The organism is Pseudomonas sp. OG7 (genome assembly GCF_014192825.1).
Classification (GTDB): domain Bacteria; phylum Pseudomonadota; class Gammaproteobacteria; order Pseudomonadales; family Pseudomonadaceae; genus Aquipseudomonas; species Aquipseudomonas monteilii.
This window is the reverse complement of sequence record NZ_JACHYK010000008.1, coordinates 260,719-277,686: the sequence shown is the minus strand read 5'-3', so window position 1 is coordinate 277,686 and position 16,968 is coordinate 260,719. Positions and strand designations below refer to the sequence as shown.

Annotated in this window: 13 protein-coding genes; 11 read left to right on the top strand and 2 right to left on the bottom strand. The window is 65.4% G+C overall.

Features of this window, described 5'->3' with window-relative positions:
• Positions 1-6: 6 nt before the first annotated feature.
• The 10 genes from FHW75_RS20760 to FHW75_RS20715 all read left to right on the top strand — a co-directional run bounded on the left by FHW75_RS20760 (position 7) and on the right by FHW75_RS20715 (position 11,617).
• Positions 7-795 carry an alpha/beta fold hydrolase gene (locus FHW75_RS20760; RefSeq protein ID WP_019099705.1) on the top strand — a complete coding sequence of 263 codons (789 nt, stop codon included), beginning with the start codon at positions 7-9 and terminating at the stop codon, positions 793-795.
• Complete coding sequence (locus FHW75_RS20755; RefSeq protein ID WP_025753329.1) at positions 792-1,646, top strand: alpha/beta hydrolase; 855 nt, start codon at positions 792-794, stop codon at positions 1,644-1,646. The genes FHW75_RS20760 and FHW75_RS20755 overlap by 4 nt, the downstream gene beginning before the upstream one ends.
• A 109-nt stretch (positions 1,647-1,755) precedes the next feature.
• Positions 1,756-2,550, top strand: coding sequence for a DUF4892 domain-containing protein (locus tag FHW75_RS20750; protein WP_025753331.1), 795 nt, complete (start codon positions 1,756-1,758; stop codon positions 2,548-2,550).
• 12 nt (positions 2,551-2,562) lie between these two features.
• Positions 2,563-3,615 (top strand): AI-2E family transporter, encoded by a 1,053-nt coding sequence (locus FHW75_RS20745; protein ID WP_019099708.1) that lies wholly within the window; start codon positions 2,563-2,565, stop codon positions 3,613-3,615.
• A gap of 176 nt (positions 3,616-3,791) precedes the next feature.
• Positions 3,792-3,881 (top strand): K(+)-transporting ATPase subunit F, encoded by a 90-nt coding sequence (gene kdpF / locus FHW75_RS20740; RefSeq protein WP_003251485.1) that lies wholly within the window; start codon positions 3,792-3,794, stop codon positions 3,879-3,881.
• 9 nt (positions 3,882-3,890) lie between these two features.
• Positions 3,891-5,585 carry a potassium-transporting ATPase subunit KdpA gene (gene kdpA / locus FHW75_RS20735; RefSeq protein WP_019099709.1) on the top strand — a complete coding sequence of 565 codons (1,695 nt, stop codon included), beginning with the start codon at positions 3,891-3,893 and terminating at the stop codon, positions 5,583-5,585.
• Between the two features lie 9 nt (positions 5,586-5,594).
• A complete protein-coding gene (gene kdpB, locus FHW75_RS20730) occupies positions 5,595-7,649 on the top strand; it encodes a potassium-transporting ATPase subunit KdpB (RefSeq protein ID WP_019099710.1) in 2,055 nt (684 codons plus the stop codon).
• 10 nt (positions 7,650-7,659) lie between these two features.
• The gene (kdpC, locus tag FHW75_RS20725; protein ID WP_019099711.1) at positions 7,660-8,211 is read left to right on the top strand and encodes a potassium-transporting ATPase subunit KdpC; all 552 of its coding nucleotides are present in this window, start codon (positions 7,660-7,662) and stop codon (positions 8,209-8,211) included.
• A gap of 59 nt (positions 8,212-8,270) precedes the next feature.
• A complete protein-coding gene (locus FHW75_RS20720; RefSeq protein WP_027608720.1) occupies positions 8,271-10,925 on the top strand; it encodes a sensor histidine kinase KdpD in 2,655 nt (884 codons plus the stop codon).
• The gene (locus FHW75_RS20715; protein ID WP_016711620.1) at positions 10,922-11,617 is read left to right on the top strand and encodes a response regulator; all 696 of its coding nucleotides are present in this window, start codon (positions 10,922-10,924) and stop codon (positions 11,615-11,617) included. The genes FHW75_RS20720 and FHW75_RS20715 overlap by 4 nt, the downstream gene beginning before the upstream one ends.
• Before the next feature lie 32 nt (positions 11,618-11,649).
• Here the strand turns inward: FHW75_RS20715 and FHW75_RS20710 are convergent, their stop codons facing one another.
• Entirely contained in the window at positions 11,650-12,555 is a 906-nt protein-coding gene (locus FHW75_RS20710; RefSeq protein ID WP_019096477.1) for a LysR family transcriptional regulator, read from the bottom strand.
• Between the two features lie 78 nt (positions 12,556-12,633).
• Here FHW75_RS20710 and FHW75_RS20705 point away from each other — a divergent pair, with 78 nt between their 5' ends.
• Positions 12,634-13,869 carry an NAD(P)/FAD-dependent oxidoreductase gene (locus tag FHW75_RS20705; protein WP_183674445.1) on the top strand — a complete coding sequence of 412 codons (1,236 nt, stop codon included), beginning with the start codon at positions 12,634-12,636 and terminating at the stop codon, positions 13,867-13,869.
• 3 nt (positions 13,870-13,872) lie between these two features.
• Here FHW75_RS20705 and FHW75_RS20700 read toward each other — a convergent pair whose 3' ends face one another.
• On the bottom strand, positions 13,873-16,803 hold the full coding sequence (locus tag FHW75_RS20700) for an aminotransferase (protein WP_183674442.1): 2,931 nt from the start codon (positions 16,801-16,803) through the stop codon (positions 13,873-13,875).
• Positions 16,804-16,968: the final 165 nt, after the last annotated feature.

Below are 16,968 nucleotides of genomic sequence, written 5' to 3'. Positions count from 1 at the left end.
GGCGCCATGCCGCAGCAGATTTTCTTCGCCCATGCCAACGGTTTCCCTTCGGCCACGTACGGCAAGCTGTTCGCTGCCCTGGCGCCGGACTACCAGGTGCAGCACCTGGCCCAGCATGGGCACGATCCACGCTTTCCGGTGAATGACAACTGGCAGAGCCTGGTCGATGAACTGTTGCACCACCTGGCGCAACAGGACCAGCCGGTCTGGGGTGTCGGCCACTCGCTGGGTGGCGTATTGCACCTGCATGCTGCCTTGCGCTGCCCCGAGTACTACCGTGGCGTGGTGATGCTCGACTCGCCAGTACTCACCCGCGCCGATCAATGGCTGCTGCGCACCGCCAAGCGCTTTGGCTTCATCGACCGTATCACCCCGGCCGGGCGCACGTTGGGGCGCCGCGAAACGTTCAATGACCGCGACAGCGCCCGGGACTACTTCGCCGGCAAGTCACTGTTCCGCCATTTCGATCCCGACTGCCTCGACGCCTATGTCGAACACGGCTTGCAGGCGGCAGAGCAGGGCCTGCAGCTACGCTTCGACCCGGCTACCGAAATCAGCATCTACCGCAGCATCCCGCATACCAGCCCGGCGCCCGCGCGGCAGTTGCAGGTGCCGCTGGCCATGGTGCGCGGCGACCGTAGCAATGTCATTCGCCGCCACCACACCCTGGCCGTACGGGGCATGCCCCAAGGGGAATATCACAGCGTGCCGGGCGGGCACATGTTCCCGCTGGAGCGCCCCGCAGACACCGCCAGCCTGATCAAGGGCCTGTTCGACCGCTGGAGTCAGGCATGAGCGCACAGGTCGAAGAAATCCGCCTGAGCCTGGGCCATATCGAGCTGGCCGCGCACCTGTTCGGCCCCGAGGACGGGCTGCCGGTGATTGCCCTGCATGGCTGGCTGGACAACGCCAACAGCTTCGCCCGCCTGGCGCCACAACTCAAAGGCCTGCGTATCGTCGCCCTGGACCTGGCCGGGCACGGTTACTCCGAACACCGCCCGCCTGGCGCCGGTTATGCCTTGGCCGACTATGCCCATGATGTGCTGCGGGTCGCCGAGCAGCTCGGTTGGCAGCGTTTTGCACTGTTGGGGCATTCACTTGGGGCAATCATTTCGGTGCAGCTGGCTGGCGCCTTGCCCGACCGGGTCAGCCATCTGGCGTTGATCGACGGCGTCATCCCGCCGACCGGTGCCGAGCAGGATGCAGGCGAACGTTTGGGGATGGCACTGCAGGCCCAGCTGCGGCTGGACGGCAAGCGCAAGTCGGTGTACGCCACGCTGGAGGAAGGTGTGCATGCCCGGATGAAAGGCATGGTCGCGGTCAGCCGCGAGGCCGCCGAACTGCTGGCCCGGCGTGGCCTCATGCCGGTGCCGGGCGGCTACAGCTGGCGCAGTGACAGCCGCCTGACCTTGCCATCGCCACTACGCCTGAGCGAGGCCCAGGCCATGGCCTATGTGCGCAGGGTGGATTGCCCGGCGCAGCTAGTGGTTGCCGCCGATGGCATGCTGGTGCGCCACACCGCGTTGCTGGAACAGCTACCCTTTGAGCAGGTGACGCTGCCCGGTGGCCATCACCTGCACCTGAACGATGAGCAGGGCGCAGCCCTTGTCGCAGACTGTTTCAATCGCTTCTTTGGCTTTGCTTGACTTGCACCGGACAACTGTCGAGGCTTGGCGGGTTGAACAGGGAGACAACCATGCAACTGCCAGACATCCTGGAGCTTCATTTCGGCGCAGGGCGCCGCCTGGGTCGCCAATGAGCACGCCCGTTTCCATTCGTACTGCCCTGGCCGCTTGCCTGATGCTCACCAGCCCCGTGTTGTGGGCCGGCAGCCTGCCGGTGCCGGTGGACGCCAAGGTCGTCGACCAGCGTCCGGCCGTGGAGCAGGAACGCGTCTACCCGATGGGCCCGCTGCGCAAGATCAGCGGCCGCCTGCGGGTCGAAGACAAGGTCGAAAGCCGTGGGCAGGTCAGCTCGGTCACCTACGAACTGCCGGTCGAACGCACCGCGCGCGAAGCCTTCACCACTGCCCGTGAAGAACTGCAACGCTACGGTGGTTACCCGTTGTTCTGGTGCCAAGGCCGCGATTGCGGCGAAGCCAGCCTGTGGGCCAACGATGTGTTTGCCAATGCCCGCCTGAACGGTGGTGACGAACAGCAGGCCTTCATCTTGCTGCGTCGCTCGGCGGAAGAGGCCGACACCCTGGTCGCGCTGTACAGCGTTACCCGGGGCAACCGCCGCGCCTACCTGCATGTGGAAGAGTTCGTCGCCGGCAACCCGTTGGGCGAACTGCTGCCGACCGCCGCCACGGTGCTGCGCGAAATGCGCGACACCGGCAAGCTCGACTATCCTGATCTGGCTGCGCCGCAAGACACCTGGGTGAATTTGCTGGCCCGCAGCCTGAACCTGGACAGCACCCTGCGTGCCAGCCTCAGTGGCGCTCAGGCCGAAGCCTGGCGCGAGGCGCTGGTCAAGGCAGGGGTGCGCAATGGCCGCCTTGAAGTCGGCAGCGCGCCCACCGACGGCCTGCACCTTGAACTGATCCGTTGAACGAGCGCCGCCATGGTTAACAATGATCGCCTGCTGGTTCAGATTCTGCTGTTGGCGTTGCTGGGGGCCGGCCTGTGGGTGATGGCACCGTTCATCTCGGCGTTGCTGTGGGGGGCCATCCTGGCTTTTGCCAGCTGGCCGTTGATGCGCTTGCTCACGCGTGTGCTGGGCGGGCGCGAAACCTTGGCGGCCAGCCTGTTGACCACCGCCTGGATCCTGATTGTGGCATTGCCGCTGGTGTGGCTGGGGTTCAACCTGGCCGATCATATTCGCGATGCCACGGCGTTCGTGCGCGACGTGCAGGTGGACGGTTTGCCCGATGCACCGGCCTGGTTGGGGGGCATACCGTTCGTTGGTGAGCGCCTGGTCAGCTGGTGGCAGTCGCTCGACCAGCAGGGGGCGGCCTTGCTGGCGTCGGTCAAGCCCTACTTCGGGCAGGTGGGCAACTGGTTGCTGGCGCGCAGTGCGCAGATCGGCAGCGGTGTGCTGGAACTGACCCTTAGCCTGGTGTTCGTGTTCTTTTTCTACCGTGACGGCCCTCGCTTGTCGGCGTTCGTATTGCGCTTGCTGCACCGCCTGATGGGTGATCGCGGCGAGTACTACCTGGAACTGGTGGCGGCCACCGTTCAGCGGGTGGTGAACGGGGTGATTGGCACAGCGGCTGCGCAGGCTGTGCTCGCACTGATCGGCTTCCTGATTGCCGGCGTGCCGGGTGCCATCGTGCTGGGCCTGGTGACCTTCATGCTCAGCCTGATCCCCATGGGCCCACCACTGGCCTGGATCCCGGCCACGGCCTGGTTGGTGTGGAAGGGCGAGTACGGCATGGCGGTGTTCCTGGGCATCTGGGGCACCTTTGTCATCAGCGGTGTGGACAACGTGCTCAAACCGTACCTGATCAGCCGTGGCGGTAACCTGCCACTGGTGATCGTGCTGTTGGGTGTGTTCGGTGGATTGCTTGCCTTTGGCTTCATTGGCCTGTTCATCGGGCCGACCTTGCTCGCGGTCGGGTACAGCCTGCTGCTGGACTGGAGCCGAAACGCTGCGCAGCAACCTCCCCAGCAGTAAGCCTGTATCGGCCTCTTCGCGGGCTTGCCCGCGAAGAGGCCAGTAAAGACAACCCACAAAGCTGATTTTTACGCTTTCTTTATACCCATCCACACCCCCCGATCTCGCCCCTTTACGCCCCTCCCTCAGACAATTTCCCCATAGCGGCACAAGCCGCACCACGGGGAGAACCACTCATGAACATGCTCGACGGGCTGTCACTGCTGCTGGCAGTGGCCTTGGCGTTTTATCTGCTGGTGGCGCTGCTGCGCGCCGATCGCAGCTAGGGAGCGGCCATGCACAGTTACGATTTCGCCTTGCTGCTGGCGTTCTTTGCCATCGTGCTGCTACCGGCACCCTGGCTCGGGCGGTTCTACTACAGGGTCATGGAAGGCCAGCGCACCTGGCTGTCGCCGCTGCTGAGCCCGGTCGAGCAGGCCTGCTACCGGCTAGCGGGCGTGAACGCCAGCCAGGAGCAGAACTGGCGCCAATACACCCTGGCGCTACTGGCCTTCAACCTGGCCGGATTCCTGCTGCTGTTCGCCGTGTTGCTGTTGCAGGGCTACCTGCCGCTCAACCCGCAGCATTTGCCAGGCCAGGAGTGGTCGCTGGCGTTCAACACAGCGGTCAGCTTCGTCACCAACACCAACTGGCAGGCCTACAGTGGTGAGGCATCGGTCAGCTACCTCAGCCAGATGCTTGGCCTGACCGTACAGAACTTTGTCAGTGCCGCCACCGGCCTGGCCGTGCTGGTCGCGTTGTGTCGCGGCATTGCCCGGCGCAGTGCAACGACGCTGGGCAATTTCTGGGTCGACATGACCCGCGCCACCCTCTATGGCTTGCTGCCGCTGTGCCTGCTGCTGGCGCTGCTGCTGGTGTGGCAGGGCGTGCCGCAGACCTTTGCCGACTACGCCCATGCGCTGACCCTGCAAGGGGCTGACCAGACCATACCGCTGGGGCCGGCCGCCAGCCAGATCGCCATCAAGCAACTGGGTACCAACGGCGGTGGCTTCTTCGGCGTCAACTCGGCGCACCCGTTCGAAAACCCCACCGCCTGGAGCAACCTGTTCGAGGTGGCGTCGATCATCCTCATTCCGGTGGCGCTGGTGTTCACGTTCGGCCACTACGTGAAGGACCTGCGTCAGAGCCGCGCGATCCTCGCCTGCATGCTTGCCCTGTTCCTGATTGGCGGCAGCACCGCGCTGTGGTCCGAGTACCAGCCCAACCCGGCGCTGGAAAGCACCCAGGTGCAACAGGCGGCCCCCATGGAAGGCAAGGAAAGCCGTTTTGGCACCACCGGTTCGGTGTTGTGGACGGTCACCACCACTGCAGCCTCCAACGGCTCGGTCAACGCCATGCACGATAGCCTCAACCCGCTGACCGGCATGGTGGCGATGGTCAACATGATGGTGGGCGAGGTGATTTTCGGCGGCGTCGGCGCCGGGCTGTACGGGATGCTGTTGTTCGTGTTGATCGCGGTGTTCCTGGCCGGGCTGATGATTGGCCGCACCCCGGAATACCTGGGCAAGAAGCTGCAAGCCCGTGAGGTGCAGTTGCTGGTGGCAACCCTGCTGGTGATGCCGGTCGGTGTGCTGGTGCTGGGCGCTATCGCCGCCAGCCTGCCTGGCCCGGCGGGTGCGGTCAGCAACCCGGGGGCGCATGGTTTCAGCCAGTTGCTGTACGCCTACACCTCGGGCACGGCCAACAATGGCTCGGCCTTCGCCGGCTTCGGTGCCAACACGGTGTACCACAACCTGATGATCGGCCTGGCCATGCTCATCGGCCGCTTCGGCTACATCCTGCCGATCCTGGCCTTGGCTGGCAGCCTGGCAGCGAAGAAAAGCGCACCGCAGGGGCAGAACAGCTTCCCCACCCACGGCCCGCTGTTCACCGGCCTGCTGCTGGTGACCATCCTGCTGGTGGGTGGCCTTACCTTCCTGCCGACCCTGGCCTTGGGGCCAATCGCCGAACACCTGAGCCTGGGTTTCTGAGGACTGACCATGAACATGCCCATTCCTGAAGTTAAAGCGCGGCACACCGCCAAGGACCAGACCCGCTTCGCCGCGCTTTGGCGCCCGGCGCTGGTGCAGGCGTTCGTCAAGCTCGACCCGCGCCAGCTCAAACGTTCGCCGGTGATGCTGGTGGTGGCCCTGACCGCGGTGCTGACCACTGTGCTGTGCTTCGCCCCCGGCAGTGGCGTGAGCACCGGGGTTGCCGTGCAAATCGCCCTGTGGCTGTGGTTTACCGTGCTGTTCGCCAACTTTGCCGAGGCGCTGGCCGAAGGCCGTGGCAAGGCCCGCGCCGACAGCCTCAAGGCCGGTAGCCAAGGCTTGACCGCACAGCGTCGCAAGCGTGATGGCAGCTACGAAACCATTGCAGCCGGCGCGTTGCGCAAAGATGACGTAGTGCGCGTAGTCGCGGGCGAAATGATCCCCGGCGACGGCGAGGTGCTGGAAGGTATCGCGGCGGTCAACGAGGCCGCCATTACCGGTGAGTCTGCCCCCGTGATCCGCGAGTCCGGCGGCGACCGCTCGGCCGTGACCGGCAATACCCGGCTGGTCTCCGACTGGCTGTTGATCCGTATCACCAGCAACCCGGGCGAATCGACTCTCGACCGCATGATCGCCCTGGTCGAAGGCGCCAGGCGCCAGAAAACGCCGAACGAGATTGCCCTCGACATCTTGCTGATCGGCCTGACGCTGATCTTCCTGATCGTGGTGGTGACCTTGCAGCCCTTCGCCCACTTCGCGGGTGGCAGCCTGCCGCTGATCTTCCTGGCCGCGCTGCTGGTCACGCTGATCCCTACCACCATCGGCGGCCTGCTGTCGGCCATCGGCATCGCCGGCATGGACCGTCTGGTGCGCTTGAACGTCATCGCCCGTTCCGGCCGGGCGGTGGAAGCAGCCGGTGATGTGCATACGCTGATGCTCGACAAGACCGGCACCATCACCTTTGGCAACCGCCGCTGCAGCGCGCTGCATGCTGCACCGGGCATCACCGCCAAGGAGTTGGGGGAGGGTGCGCTGCTGGCCTCGCTGGCCGATGACACCGCCGAAGGCAAGTCCATTGTCGAGTACCTGCGCCAACTGCACGACTTTATCGAACCGGCTACCGGGCAGTTCGATGCCGTGGCGTTCAGTGCCGAAACACGTCTGTCGGGTATCGACTTCCAGCAGCACCGCTACCGCAAGGGCGCCGTCGATGCGGTGCTGGCGTTCGTCGGCATGCAACGGCTGGAAATGCCCCCGGCGCTGGCCCGCGAAGTGGAGCGTATCGCCCAGAGTGGCGGCACACCGCTGCTGGTGTGCATCGACAAGCGTCTGCTTGGCGTGATCCACCTCAAGGACGTGGTCAAGCCGGGTATCCGCGAGCGCTTCGCCGAGTTGCGCAAACTGGGCATTCGCACGGTGATGGTGACCGGCGACAACCCGCTGACCGCCGCCGCCATCGCAGCCGAAGCGGGGGTGGATGACGTACTGGCCGAGGCCACCCCTGAGAAGAAACTGGCGCGTATCCGCCAGGAGCAGAACGACGGCCGCCTGGTGGCCATGTGCGGCGACGGTGCCAACGACGCCCCGGCACTGGCGCAGGCCGATGTGGGCATGGCCATGAACGACGGCACCCAGGCCGCGCGCGAGGCGGCCAACATGGTCGACCTGGACAGCGACCCGACCAAGCTGCTGGACGTGGTACAGGTTGGCAAGGAACTGCTGGTCACCCGTGGCGCACTGACCACGTTCTCCATTGCCAACGATGTGGCCAAGTACTTCGCCATCCTGCCGGCGCTGTTCGCTGCCATCTATCCACAGCTGGGCGTGCTCAACCTGATGCACCTGGCCAGCCCGCAGAGCGCGATCCTGTCGGCCATCGTGTTCAACGCGCTGATCATCATCGCGCTGATCCCGCTGGCGCTGCGTGGCGTGCGGGTGCAGGCGGCCAGTGCGGCGCATCTGTTGCGGCGCAACCTGCTGATCTACGGGCTGGGCGGCATCGTGGTGCCGTTTGCCGGGATCAAGCTGATCGACCTGCTGCTCAATGCCCTGAACCTGGTCTGAGGAGGCCGCCATGAATGCTTATGTACGCCCGGCGTTGAGCCTGGCTCTGTTGATGACGCTGGTGACTGGCGCGCTGTATCCGCTGGCGGTCACGGGCATTGCCCAGGTCGCTTTCCCGGAACAGGCCAATGGCAGTCTGGTGCGCGATGACCAGGGGCAGGTGCGTGGCTCGGCGCTGATCGCCCAGGCGTTCCAGGGTGATGGCTGGTTCCATGCGCGGCCTTCGGCGGGTGCCTATGCCACCGTGGCCAGCGGTGCCAGCAACCTGTCGCCGAGTAACCCGGCGCTGGCCGAGCGGGTAAAGGGGGACGCCGCAACGCTGTACCAGGCGCCGCAGGGGCCGGTGCCGCAGGCGTTGCTGACCACCTCGGGCAGCGGCCTCGACCCTCACCTGCCGCCAGAGGCCGTGGCTTACCAGATTCCGCGCGTGGCAGCAGCGCGGCAACTGCCGGAGGAGCGCTTGCAAGCCTTGGTGGAAGAGGCCACCCTCCACCCATTGATCGGCCCGCCGGTGGTCAATGTACTGGCGCTGAACCAGGCACTTGAGCATTTGAACCACTGATATTGGGGCCTGCAAAGCAGGCCCTTTGGTCGACCGTCGCAGATTCCAAAGGATGAAACATGAGTGATTCCGCCCGCGCCGATGCGCTGTTGGCCACCCTCCCACGCACAGGCCGGGGCCGGCTCAAGGTCTTCCTCGGCGCCGCCCCCGGCGTCGGCAAAACCTTTGCCATGCTCCAGGCCGCCCACGCCCAGCAACGCCAAGGTGTTCAAGTGCTGGCCGGGGTTGTCGAAACCCACGGCCGCGCCGAAACCGAGGCGTTGCTCGCCGGCCTGCCGCAGCAACCCCTGCTGCGCAGCCAGTACCGCGGCGTCACGCTTGAAGAAATGGACCTCGACGGTCTGCTCAAGGTCGCGCCAACATTGGCCCTGGTCGACGAACTGGCCCACACCAATGCCCCCGGCAGCCGGCACGCCAAGCGCTGGCAGGACGTGCAGGAATTGCTGGCCGCCGGCATCGACGTGTACACCACGGTCAACGTCCAGCACCTGGAAAGCCTCAACGACAAGGTGCGCGACATTACCGGCGTGCTCGTACGCGAAACCCTGCCGGACTGGGTGCTGCAGGAAGCTTTCGAGCTGGTGCTGATCGACCTGCCACCGCGCGAGCTGCTCGAACGCTTGCGCGAAGGCAAGGTGTACGTACCGGAGCAGGCGCGGGCCGCGATCGACGCGTATTTCTCGCAAACCAACCTTACCGCGCTGCGCGAACTGGCCATGCAGACTGCCGCCGCGCAGGTCGATGCCGACCTGGCCCATGGCTATCGCCAGCGTGGCCAGGAGGCCCCGGCCTTGCGTGGCCGGTTGCTGGTGGGCGTGGATGGCGACGACCAGGCCGAGCGCCTGGTGCGTCACGCCAGCCGCGTGGCCCAGCGCCGCCATCTGCCCTGGAGCATGGTGCATGTGGACAACGGCCGCCTGCGTGACGAAACCGCTCGCCATCGCCTGCAGGCCGCGCAGCAACTGGCCGAGCGCCTGGGCGGGGAGGTGGTGGTGCTGCGTGCCGGCGAAGTGGCGCGCACGTTGATCCAGCATGCCGCCGAACGCCGGGCCAGCCTGGTGCTGGTCGGGCAGTCCCGCGACCGCCTGCGTCGGCGCCTGTTCGGTGCCGGGGTGGCGGCGCGGCTGTTGCGTGAGAGCCATGGCCTGGAAATCAACGTGCTGGACCGCGATGTGCAGCCGCAAGCGCCGCGTTCGGCGGTGCGGCGGGTGTGGGTGTGGCGGCATTACCTGCTGGCGCTAGTGGCCACCGTCATGGCAGCAGGCCTGTCCTGGGCGGTGTCGAGTGTGCTGGCGTTGCCAAACATTTCGCTGGTGTTCCTGGCGGCGGTGTTGCTGGTGGCGGTACGCAGCAGCCTGGGGCCTGCGCTGGCCTGTGCTGCGTTGTCGTTCCTGACTTACGATTTCCTGTTCATTCCGCCCAACTTCTCGTTCAGCATCCAGCGTGAAGAAGATGTGCTGACCCTGGTGTTCTTCCTGCTGATGGCCGCGCTTACCGGCAACCTGGCCGCCCGCCAGCGTCGCCAACTGCAGGCGCTGCGCGAGACCCAGGCACAGACCAGCCAGTTGCTCGACCTGTCGCGCCGGCTGACGGTGGCCACCGACCGCCAGGCCGTCTTCAATGCCGCCGGCCAGCATCTGGATGGCTGGCAGGATATGCAGGTGTGCCTGCTGGAGCGCAACGCCGAAGGCCAGCTGCAGGTGGCCAGTGGTGAAGCCCACGCCTTTAGCGACAACGAACGCGCCGCCGCGCAATGGGCCTGGCAGCATGGCCAGGCCGCCGGCCATGGCAGTGACACCCTACCCAATGGCCGCTGGTGGTGGTGGCCGCTGGCGGTAGACGAACAACCCCTGGCCCTGCTCGGTGTACGCCCGCGTTCCGGCCAGCCGCTCAGCGACCCGCGTCGGCGCCTGCTCACCGCCCTTGGCCAGCCGCTGGCGCAGGCGTTGGCCCGCGCCCGCCTGGCCGAGCAGCTGGAGGCCGCACGCCTGCATGGCGAAACCGAGCAGTTGCGCAGTGCCTTGCTGGCGTCCGTTTCCCACGACTTGCGCACGCCGTTGACCGCCATGCGTGGCAGCATCGACAGCCTGCTGGCGTTGGGCGAGGCCATCCCGCCTGAAGACCGCCGTGAGCTGTTGGAAGGCACCCGCAACGAGGCCGAGCGCCTCGACCGGTACATCCAGAACCTGTTGGACATGACCCGCCTGGGCCACGGCGGCCTCAAGCTGGCACGCGACTGGGTGGCGCCGGGCGACATCGCTGGCAGTGCGCTCAACCGCCTGCGCGTAGTGCTTGCCCCGTTGCGTGTGCACACTGACGTGCCGGCCGAGCTGCCGCTGCTGTTCGTGCATGCAGCGCTGATCGAGCAGGCGCTGGTCAATGTGCTGGAAAACGCGGCACGGTTCTCGCCGGCCAATGGTCGGCTTGAACTCCACGTATCGGTGCAGGACATGCAGTTGCGTTTTGCCGTCCTTGACCAAGGGCCCGGCATTCCGGTGGCCGACCGCGAGAAGATCTTCGACATGTTCTACACCGCCGCCCGTGGTGACCGTGGCGGGCAGGGTACCGGCCTGGGCCTGGCCATCTGCCAGGGCATGATCGGCGCCCATGGCGGGCAGATACTGGTAGGCGAAGGCATCGATGGCCAGGGCACCGGCATCACTCTATGCTTGCCACTGCCCCCTCAACCTGAAGCCGAAAGCGAAACCCCATGAGCCAGTCCGCCACCCTGTTGGTCATCGACGATGAACCGCAGATCCGCAAGTTCCTGCGCATCAGCCTGGCCTCCCAGGGCTACAAGGTGATCGAAGCCGCAACCGGTGAGGAAGGGCTCACTCAGGCAGCATTGGGCAAGCCGGACCTGGTGGTGCTCGACCTGGGCCTGCCGGACATGGACGGCCAGCAGGTGCTGCGTGAGCTGCGCGAGTGGAGTGCGGTGCCGGTAATGGTGTTGTCGGTGCGCGCCAGTGAGGTCCAGAAGGTGGATGCGCTGGATGGCGGGGCGAACGACTATGTGACCAAGCCGTTCGGCATCCAGGAGTTCTTGGCGCGGGTGCGTGCCCTGCTGCGCCAGGTGCCGCAGACCGGTGGTTCGGAGGTGGCGGCCAGCTTCGGGCCGTTGACCGTGGATTTTGCCTTCCGCCGGGTGACGCTGGAGGGCGTCGAGGTGGCGCTGACGCGCAAGGAGTATGCCTTGCTGGCGCTGTTGGCCGGGCATCCGGGGCGGGTGATTACCCAGCAGCAGTTGCTCAAGGACATCTGGGGGCCTACCCATGTGGAAGACACTCATTACTTGCGGATCGTGGTCGGGCATCTGCGCCAGAAGCTGGGTGATGACCCCACGGCGCCACGGTTCATCATTACCGAGGCGGGGGTAGGGTACAGGTTGGTAGCGCCGGTCGCTTGATCCGGGCATCTACCCCGGTGGGTGAAAGGGCGTCAGGCCCTGGCCGGCTCCCTGTCGAACAGCTGGCGCATCACTTCCAGATAGCGCCGCGCTCCCAAGCCCAAGGGGCGCGGCTTGACCCAGATGATATCCACCCACAAGCGCAAGCGGCTGGCCATGTTGTCGAAGCGCACCTCGGCCAGCGCACCTGAAGCAATCAGCGGTTCGACCAGCGGCTGCGGCAGGTAGGCCCAGCCCAGGCCGGACTGCACCAGGTCCAGCGTGGCCAGGTAGCTGTCGGTCAGCCAGATGCGCCGCGACAGCACCATGCGCGGGTCTGACCCGGTGGCCTTGCCCGAGGCCACGATGATCTGCCGTTGTTCGGCAAAGGCCTCTTCGGGCAACGGTGTGCCGCTGTTCTGCCCGGCGGGGTGGCGGGGGGATGCAACGGCCACCAGCAACTGGCTGCCGGCTTCCAGGAATGACTCACGCTCGTCGATACCGGGCCGCTCGAACACCAGCGCCAGTTGCACGCTGCCTTCATGCAGTAAGCGAACGGCCTCGGTCTGTGTGGCTGAACGCACTTCGATTTCCAGGCTGGGAAACTCCTGGGCCAAAATTTCCAGTGGCTGGCTCCAGCGGCCGGTTTGCAACTCGGGCGCCATGGCGATGGTCAGGCGTTTTTCCAGCCCTTTGTGCAGTTGCAGGGCCTGGGCGTCCAGTAGGTTGAGCTGGCAGATCACCTGCCTGGCTTGCGGCTCCAGCGCCAAGGCGGCGCTGGTGGGCAAGGCCTTGCGCGTGGCCCGGTCGAACAGCACCAGGTCCAGTTCTGCTTCCAGCTGGGCGACCGCCATGCTGACGGCTGAAGGCACACGGCCCAGCTTGCGGGCGGCGGCCGAGAACGACCCGGCGTCGAGCACGGCGAGGAAGATTGCCAGGGAGTCGCTGGAAAAGGCCATTGTCAGTAAACCTGATGATGATCATCTTTTATTGATGGAAATTATGAACATTAATGCACGTACAGGACAGTTCCCTCAATGGAGAAGAGCGTGCATAGACCAACCGCGTGGCATGTCACTCACTGGAGTGCAGACCCGTTCAGCCTCGGAGCTTACAGTGCGTTGTTGCCGGGCGGGACGCGGCAGCATCGAAGTGACCTGGGCCAAGTGCTGCATGAGCGCTTGGTCATCGCCGGAGAAGCTTGTGACACCCGCGCCCCGGCAATGACTCATGGTGCATGGAATGATGGGCAGCGCGCCGCAAAGGCTGCAATGGCGGCCGGGGCACGCAAGGTGATCGTGATCGGTGCCGGTTGTGCGGGCCTGGCTGCGGCACAGCGCTTGCGGGGCCAGGGTATCGATTGCATTGTGCTGGAAGCACGAGGGCGTACAGGCGGGCGCACGCATACAGTCGAGCTGGGGAGTGTGAAGGCCGATGAAGGTGCGGCATGGCTTCAACATTTTGCTGAAAACCCATTGGCCGCCATTGCGCAGCGCCAGGGTTTGGCTTGCATCGAGACCGACTTCAGCCGCCCGCTAGCAGCTGCAAGTGACGGAGTGTTGCCAGATGTCGAAGGCGCCTGGGCTGCCTTCATCGAGCGCGTTGACCGGCAGTTGCCTTTGTCTGAGGCGATCAGCGGCTATATGGCCACACTGGACCCTGCTGGCGTACGGGCCGCGCAGTTCGCCATTGATGCCAACCTTGTGCTGGAAGCGTGCTTACCGGTGACGCAGCTGTCGGTCAGCGCATTGGACGAAGAAGGCGTCGGGCATGGCGACTGCATGCTGCCTGGTGGTTACAGCGAGCTGGTCGATGTGCTGACGCAAAACCTGGACATTCGGTTGAACACACCAGTAGCCCGTATCGACTGGTCAGGCACAGCCGTCATGGTGAATGATGAAACCTGCGATTTCTGTATTTGCACCGTCCCCGTAGGTGTGTTGAAAACGATGCACTTCACCCCTGAGTTACCTGAAACCCAGCAACGCGCGCTGGCGCATTTGGGCATGGGCAAGCTGGAAAAGGTGATTTTGCAGTTCGATGAGCGCTGGTGGCCAAGTTCATCCTCCGGCTACCTGCGCTGGTATGACGTGCCTGCCAGTTGGGGTGAGTGGCTGGACCTGACCGATGCCGTGGGCAAGCCCACCGTCGCCGGGCTGATTGCCGCCGACGCAATTGAGCGTCAGTTCAGCGGGCGCACGGATGAACAGATCGCGATGGCCGCGTGTGAGGCACTGGAGGCGTGGGCCGCAGCCATCGGGCCCACGCCTTGAAACTTACAAGCCTTCGCCCAGCACCCGGTCAATGCTGTCGACAAAGTAGTCCACGCTCGCCCGGGTGGTGCACATCGGCGGTTTGATCTTGAGAATGTTCAGGAAGTCGCCGGTGGGTTGCATGAAGATGCCCAGCTCACGCAGACGGTCGCACAGGGCCATGGTTTCTTCGGTAGCCGGCTCCAGCGTTTCGCGATTGCGCACCAGTTCAAGCCCCAGGTAGAAGCCAGTCCCATGCGCTGCGCCGGCCAGCGGATGCTTGTCGACCAGCGCCTGCAGGCGGGCCTTGAAGTAGCGCCCGGTGTCGCGGGCGTTGTCCCACAGGCCTTCTTCCTGCATCACGTCCAGCACCGCCATGCCGATGCGGCAGCTGACCGGGCTGCCACCGGCCGAGGAGAAGAAGTAACCCTCGGCCTCCAGCGCTTCGGCGATTTCGCGGCGGGTGATGACCACACCCAGCGGCTGGCCGTTGCCCATGCCCTTGGCCATGGTGATGATGTCGGGCACCACGCCTTGCTCCTCGAAGCCCCAGAAGTATTCGCCCAAGCGGCCATAACCCACCTGTACCTCGTCGGCGATGCACACGCCGCCACGGGCGCGGACCTTGGCGTAAGCGTCGCGCAGATAACCGGCCGGCAACGAAATGCCGCCAGCGTTGCCGTACACCGGTTCACAGATGATGCCCGCCAGCTGGCGGCCACGGGCATCGAGGTCGGCCAGCTTGGCATCGACGTCACGCAGGTAGTCAGCCGCGCTGTCGGCACCGCGGAATCGGCCACGGAAGGTGTTCGGCGCCTCGACCGGGTGCACCCAGTCTGGTCGGGTTTCCAAGGCTTGCGGGTTGTCGGCAATGGACGTGGAGATGGCGTCGGTGGCCACCGACCAGCCGTGGTAGGCCTCCAGCACGCTCAGCAAGTCGCGCCCGCCGCTGTAGGCCCAGGCCAGGCGAATGGCCAGGTCATTGGCTTCGGTGCCGCTGTTGACCATGAACACCCGGTCGAAGCCTTCGGGCGCCAGGTCCAGCAGGCGTTCGGAGAACTCGCTGATGGCCGCGTAGTGGAAGCGCGAGTTGGTGTTCAGCAGCGACCATTGCCGCGCCGACTCGGCGACCATGCGCGGGTGGCCGTGGCCCAGTACCGCGACGTTGTTGAGCATGTCCAGGTACGAACGGCCCTGCATGTCGATCAGGTAGTTGCGCCAGCCGCGCTCGATGTGTGGCGGTTGCGCGTAGTAGTGCTTCTGCGAGCGGGCAAAGCTGGCGTCGCGGCGGGCCAGCAGGGCCTGTGGGTCGGGCAGCGGCTCGGCATCGCAGTCCAGGTCCAGCAGCGCGGCCGGCGACGGGCACAGGGCCAGCCAGGCGTCGGCGTGGGACGGGGTGGCGAAGAAGGGCGGCTGTAGGGCAAGGTCCAGGCACAGCTGTACGCTGAGGAAACCACAGCTATGGCCCAGCGACTGGCCTTTTTCCATCGCCTGCCCATCGGCGGGTGCATCTTCCAGGCCCTGCAACCACAAGGCCCAGTGCGCGGTTTGCAGGCAACCGCGGCCGTCGCCATGGCGCACCCAGGTGCCGGCTTCGGGTGCTTGCACCTGGCTGCCGTTGGGCACACGCAACTCAACGCCGAGGGCGCAGGTCGCAGGCTCTTCGGGCCGGTCGATATGGGTTTGCGACAGGCGATACTGCCCGTGCAGGGTGCAGGCCGGGGCCGTTTGCGCGCTCAGCAGGTGCTGGTCGAAACCGGGTTGCTCCCAGTTACCCGCTTCACAATGGCGGCTGAGCACACCTAGGTCGACCCGCGTTACTTCCTGCCCGGCCAGGTCGGGGAGCAGGGGGGCGCAACCGTTCAAGTCTGGAACGCCGATCTGCACGCCTGCCGCCTGGAGGATGGCGGCTTCCATCAGCGCGAAAGGCACGGCAGTGGCGGTGTCGAAGATTTCCCACTCATGGGCCACGTTGTCGCGGGTGTACTGGTTGCCGGGGTCCACGGCCAGTTGCTGCGCGCTGCTCAACACCAGTACCGCAGCGCGGTTGATCACCAGTGGCCACAGGGCGCGTAGCTCGGCCTCGGTCAGCGGGTTGAGCACCTGATAGGCGCCAATTGCCGGCAGGATGCGCAGCGGGTCGCCCTCGGCGTGGTGCAGCAGCGACGCGCATGTCACAGACAAGTCGGCGATACGCCAGGTGCGCATCAGGTCGCCGAAGTCGATCACCCCTTGCAGTTGCCACTGGCGCTCACTGTTGCGCGCCCACACGGTGTTGTCGTCGGTGATGTCCAGGTGCACAGGCTGGATCGGCAGTTGGTCCACCAGCGGCGTCAGGCGCGCGCAGGCCTGGCGAGTGGCGTGTTCGATGCGGGTGCGTTGCCCACTGTCTTGCAGAACCGGCAACAGGTGGTCGATCAGCGCCTGGGCATGTTGCGGGTCCCATTGCAGGGTGCGCACCAGGCCGGGGTGATCGAAGTCGACCAGCGCCCTGTCCAGCTTCGCACAGAGCCCGCCCAGTTCAGCGATCAGGCGTGGCTCCAGGTGTTTGAGGCGGGTCAACGGTTGGCCTTCGATGTAGTCGAGCAGCCGCAGGCGCAGCGGTTGCCCGTCGATGTCCAGTGCCAGCAATCCTTCGCCGTTGCTGGCAGGGCGCACGGCGGGTACTGGCAACCCCTGTTCGCGCAAGTAGGCCAGGGCGGCATGTTGTGCTTCGAGCTCCAACTGGGCATAGCTGCCGTGGCATGCCTTGAGCACGTAGCGCCCTTGCGGCGCGTCCACGCGGAAGTTGAGGTCCTGTTGGCTGCCCAGTGCCGCCAGGTCACCGTCGAGACCATAATGCGCCTGCAATACGGCGTGAGCCTGCGTTTCACTGAGTGAAGGGCTGGGCAGGCCGGAACGGCTGATCAGCGTGGTCAGGGTAGGGGAGGCGGACGGGTGCTGTGGGCTGGACATGAGGCTCTACCGTTGCTACTGGGAGTTGACGGTGGAGAATTTATGCCTGTTCTGGCTGATGATGAAAGACGATTGTTGTCAGAAAATCTGATGAAGGGCTGAACTATGGGGACTGGCACACCCCAGAACATCTGCGCGGCGTGCAGCTGCTTGACCCGGTTCAGC

What these genes read in the sequence shown, in the direction of transcription:
- kdpB (WP_019099710.1), top strand. Translation starts at nt 5,595, where the DNA reads ATGAACATGCCCATTCCTGAAGTTAAAGCGCGGCACACCGCCAAGGAC.
- FHW75_RS20700 (WP_183674442.1), bottom strand. Translation starts at nt 16,803, where the DNA reads ATGTCCAGCCCACAGCACCCGTCCGCCTCCCCTACCCTGACCACGCTG.
- FHW75_RS20750 (WP_025753331.1), top strand. Translation starts at nt 1,756, where the DNA reads ATGAGCACGCCCGTTTCCATTCGTACTGCCCTGGCCGCTTGCCTGATG.
- FHW75_RS20720 (WP_027608720.1), top strand. Translation starts at nt 8,271, where the DNA reads ATGAGTGATTCCGCCCGCGCCGATGCGCTGTTGGCCACCCTCCCACGC.
- kdpF (WP_003251485.1), top strand. Translation starts at nt 3,792, where the DNA reads ATGAACATGCTCGACGGGCTGTCACTGCTGCTGGCAGTGGCCTTGGCG.
- FHW75_RS20710 (WP_019096477.1), bottom strand. Translation starts at nt 12,555, where the DNA reads ATGGCCTTTTCCAGCGACTCCCTGGCAATCTTCCTCGCCGTGCTCGAC.
- FHW75_RS20760 (WP_019099705.1), top strand. Translation starts at nt 7, where the DNA reads ATGCCGCAGCAGATTTTCTTCGCCCATGCCAACGGTTTCCCTTCGGCC.
- FHW75_RS20745 (WP_019099708.1), top strand. Translation starts at nt 2,563, where the DNA reads ATGGTTAACAATGATCGCCTGCTGGTTCAGATTCTGCTGTTGGCGTTG.
- kdpC (WP_019099711.1), top strand. Translation starts at nt 7,660, where the DNA reads ATGAATGCTTATGTACGCCCGGCGTTGAGCCTGGCTCTGTTGATGACG.
- FHW75_RS20705 (WP_183674445.1), top strand. Translation starts at nt 12,634, where the DNA reads ATGGAGAAGAGCGTGCATAGACCAACCGCGTGGCATGTCACTCACTGG.
- FHW75_RS20755 (WP_025753329.1), top strand. Translation starts at nt 792, where the DNA reads ATGAGCGCACAGGTCGAAGAAATCCGCCTGAGCCTGGGCCATATCGAG.
- kdpA (WP_019099709.1), top strand. Translation starts at nt 3,891, where the DNA reads ATGCACAGTTACGATTTCGCCTTGCTGCTGGCGTTCTTTGCCATCGTG.
- FHW75_RS20715 (WP_016711620.1), top strand. Translation starts at nt 10,922, where the DNA reads ATGAGCCAGTCCGCCACCCTGTTGGTCATCGACGATGAACCGCAGATC.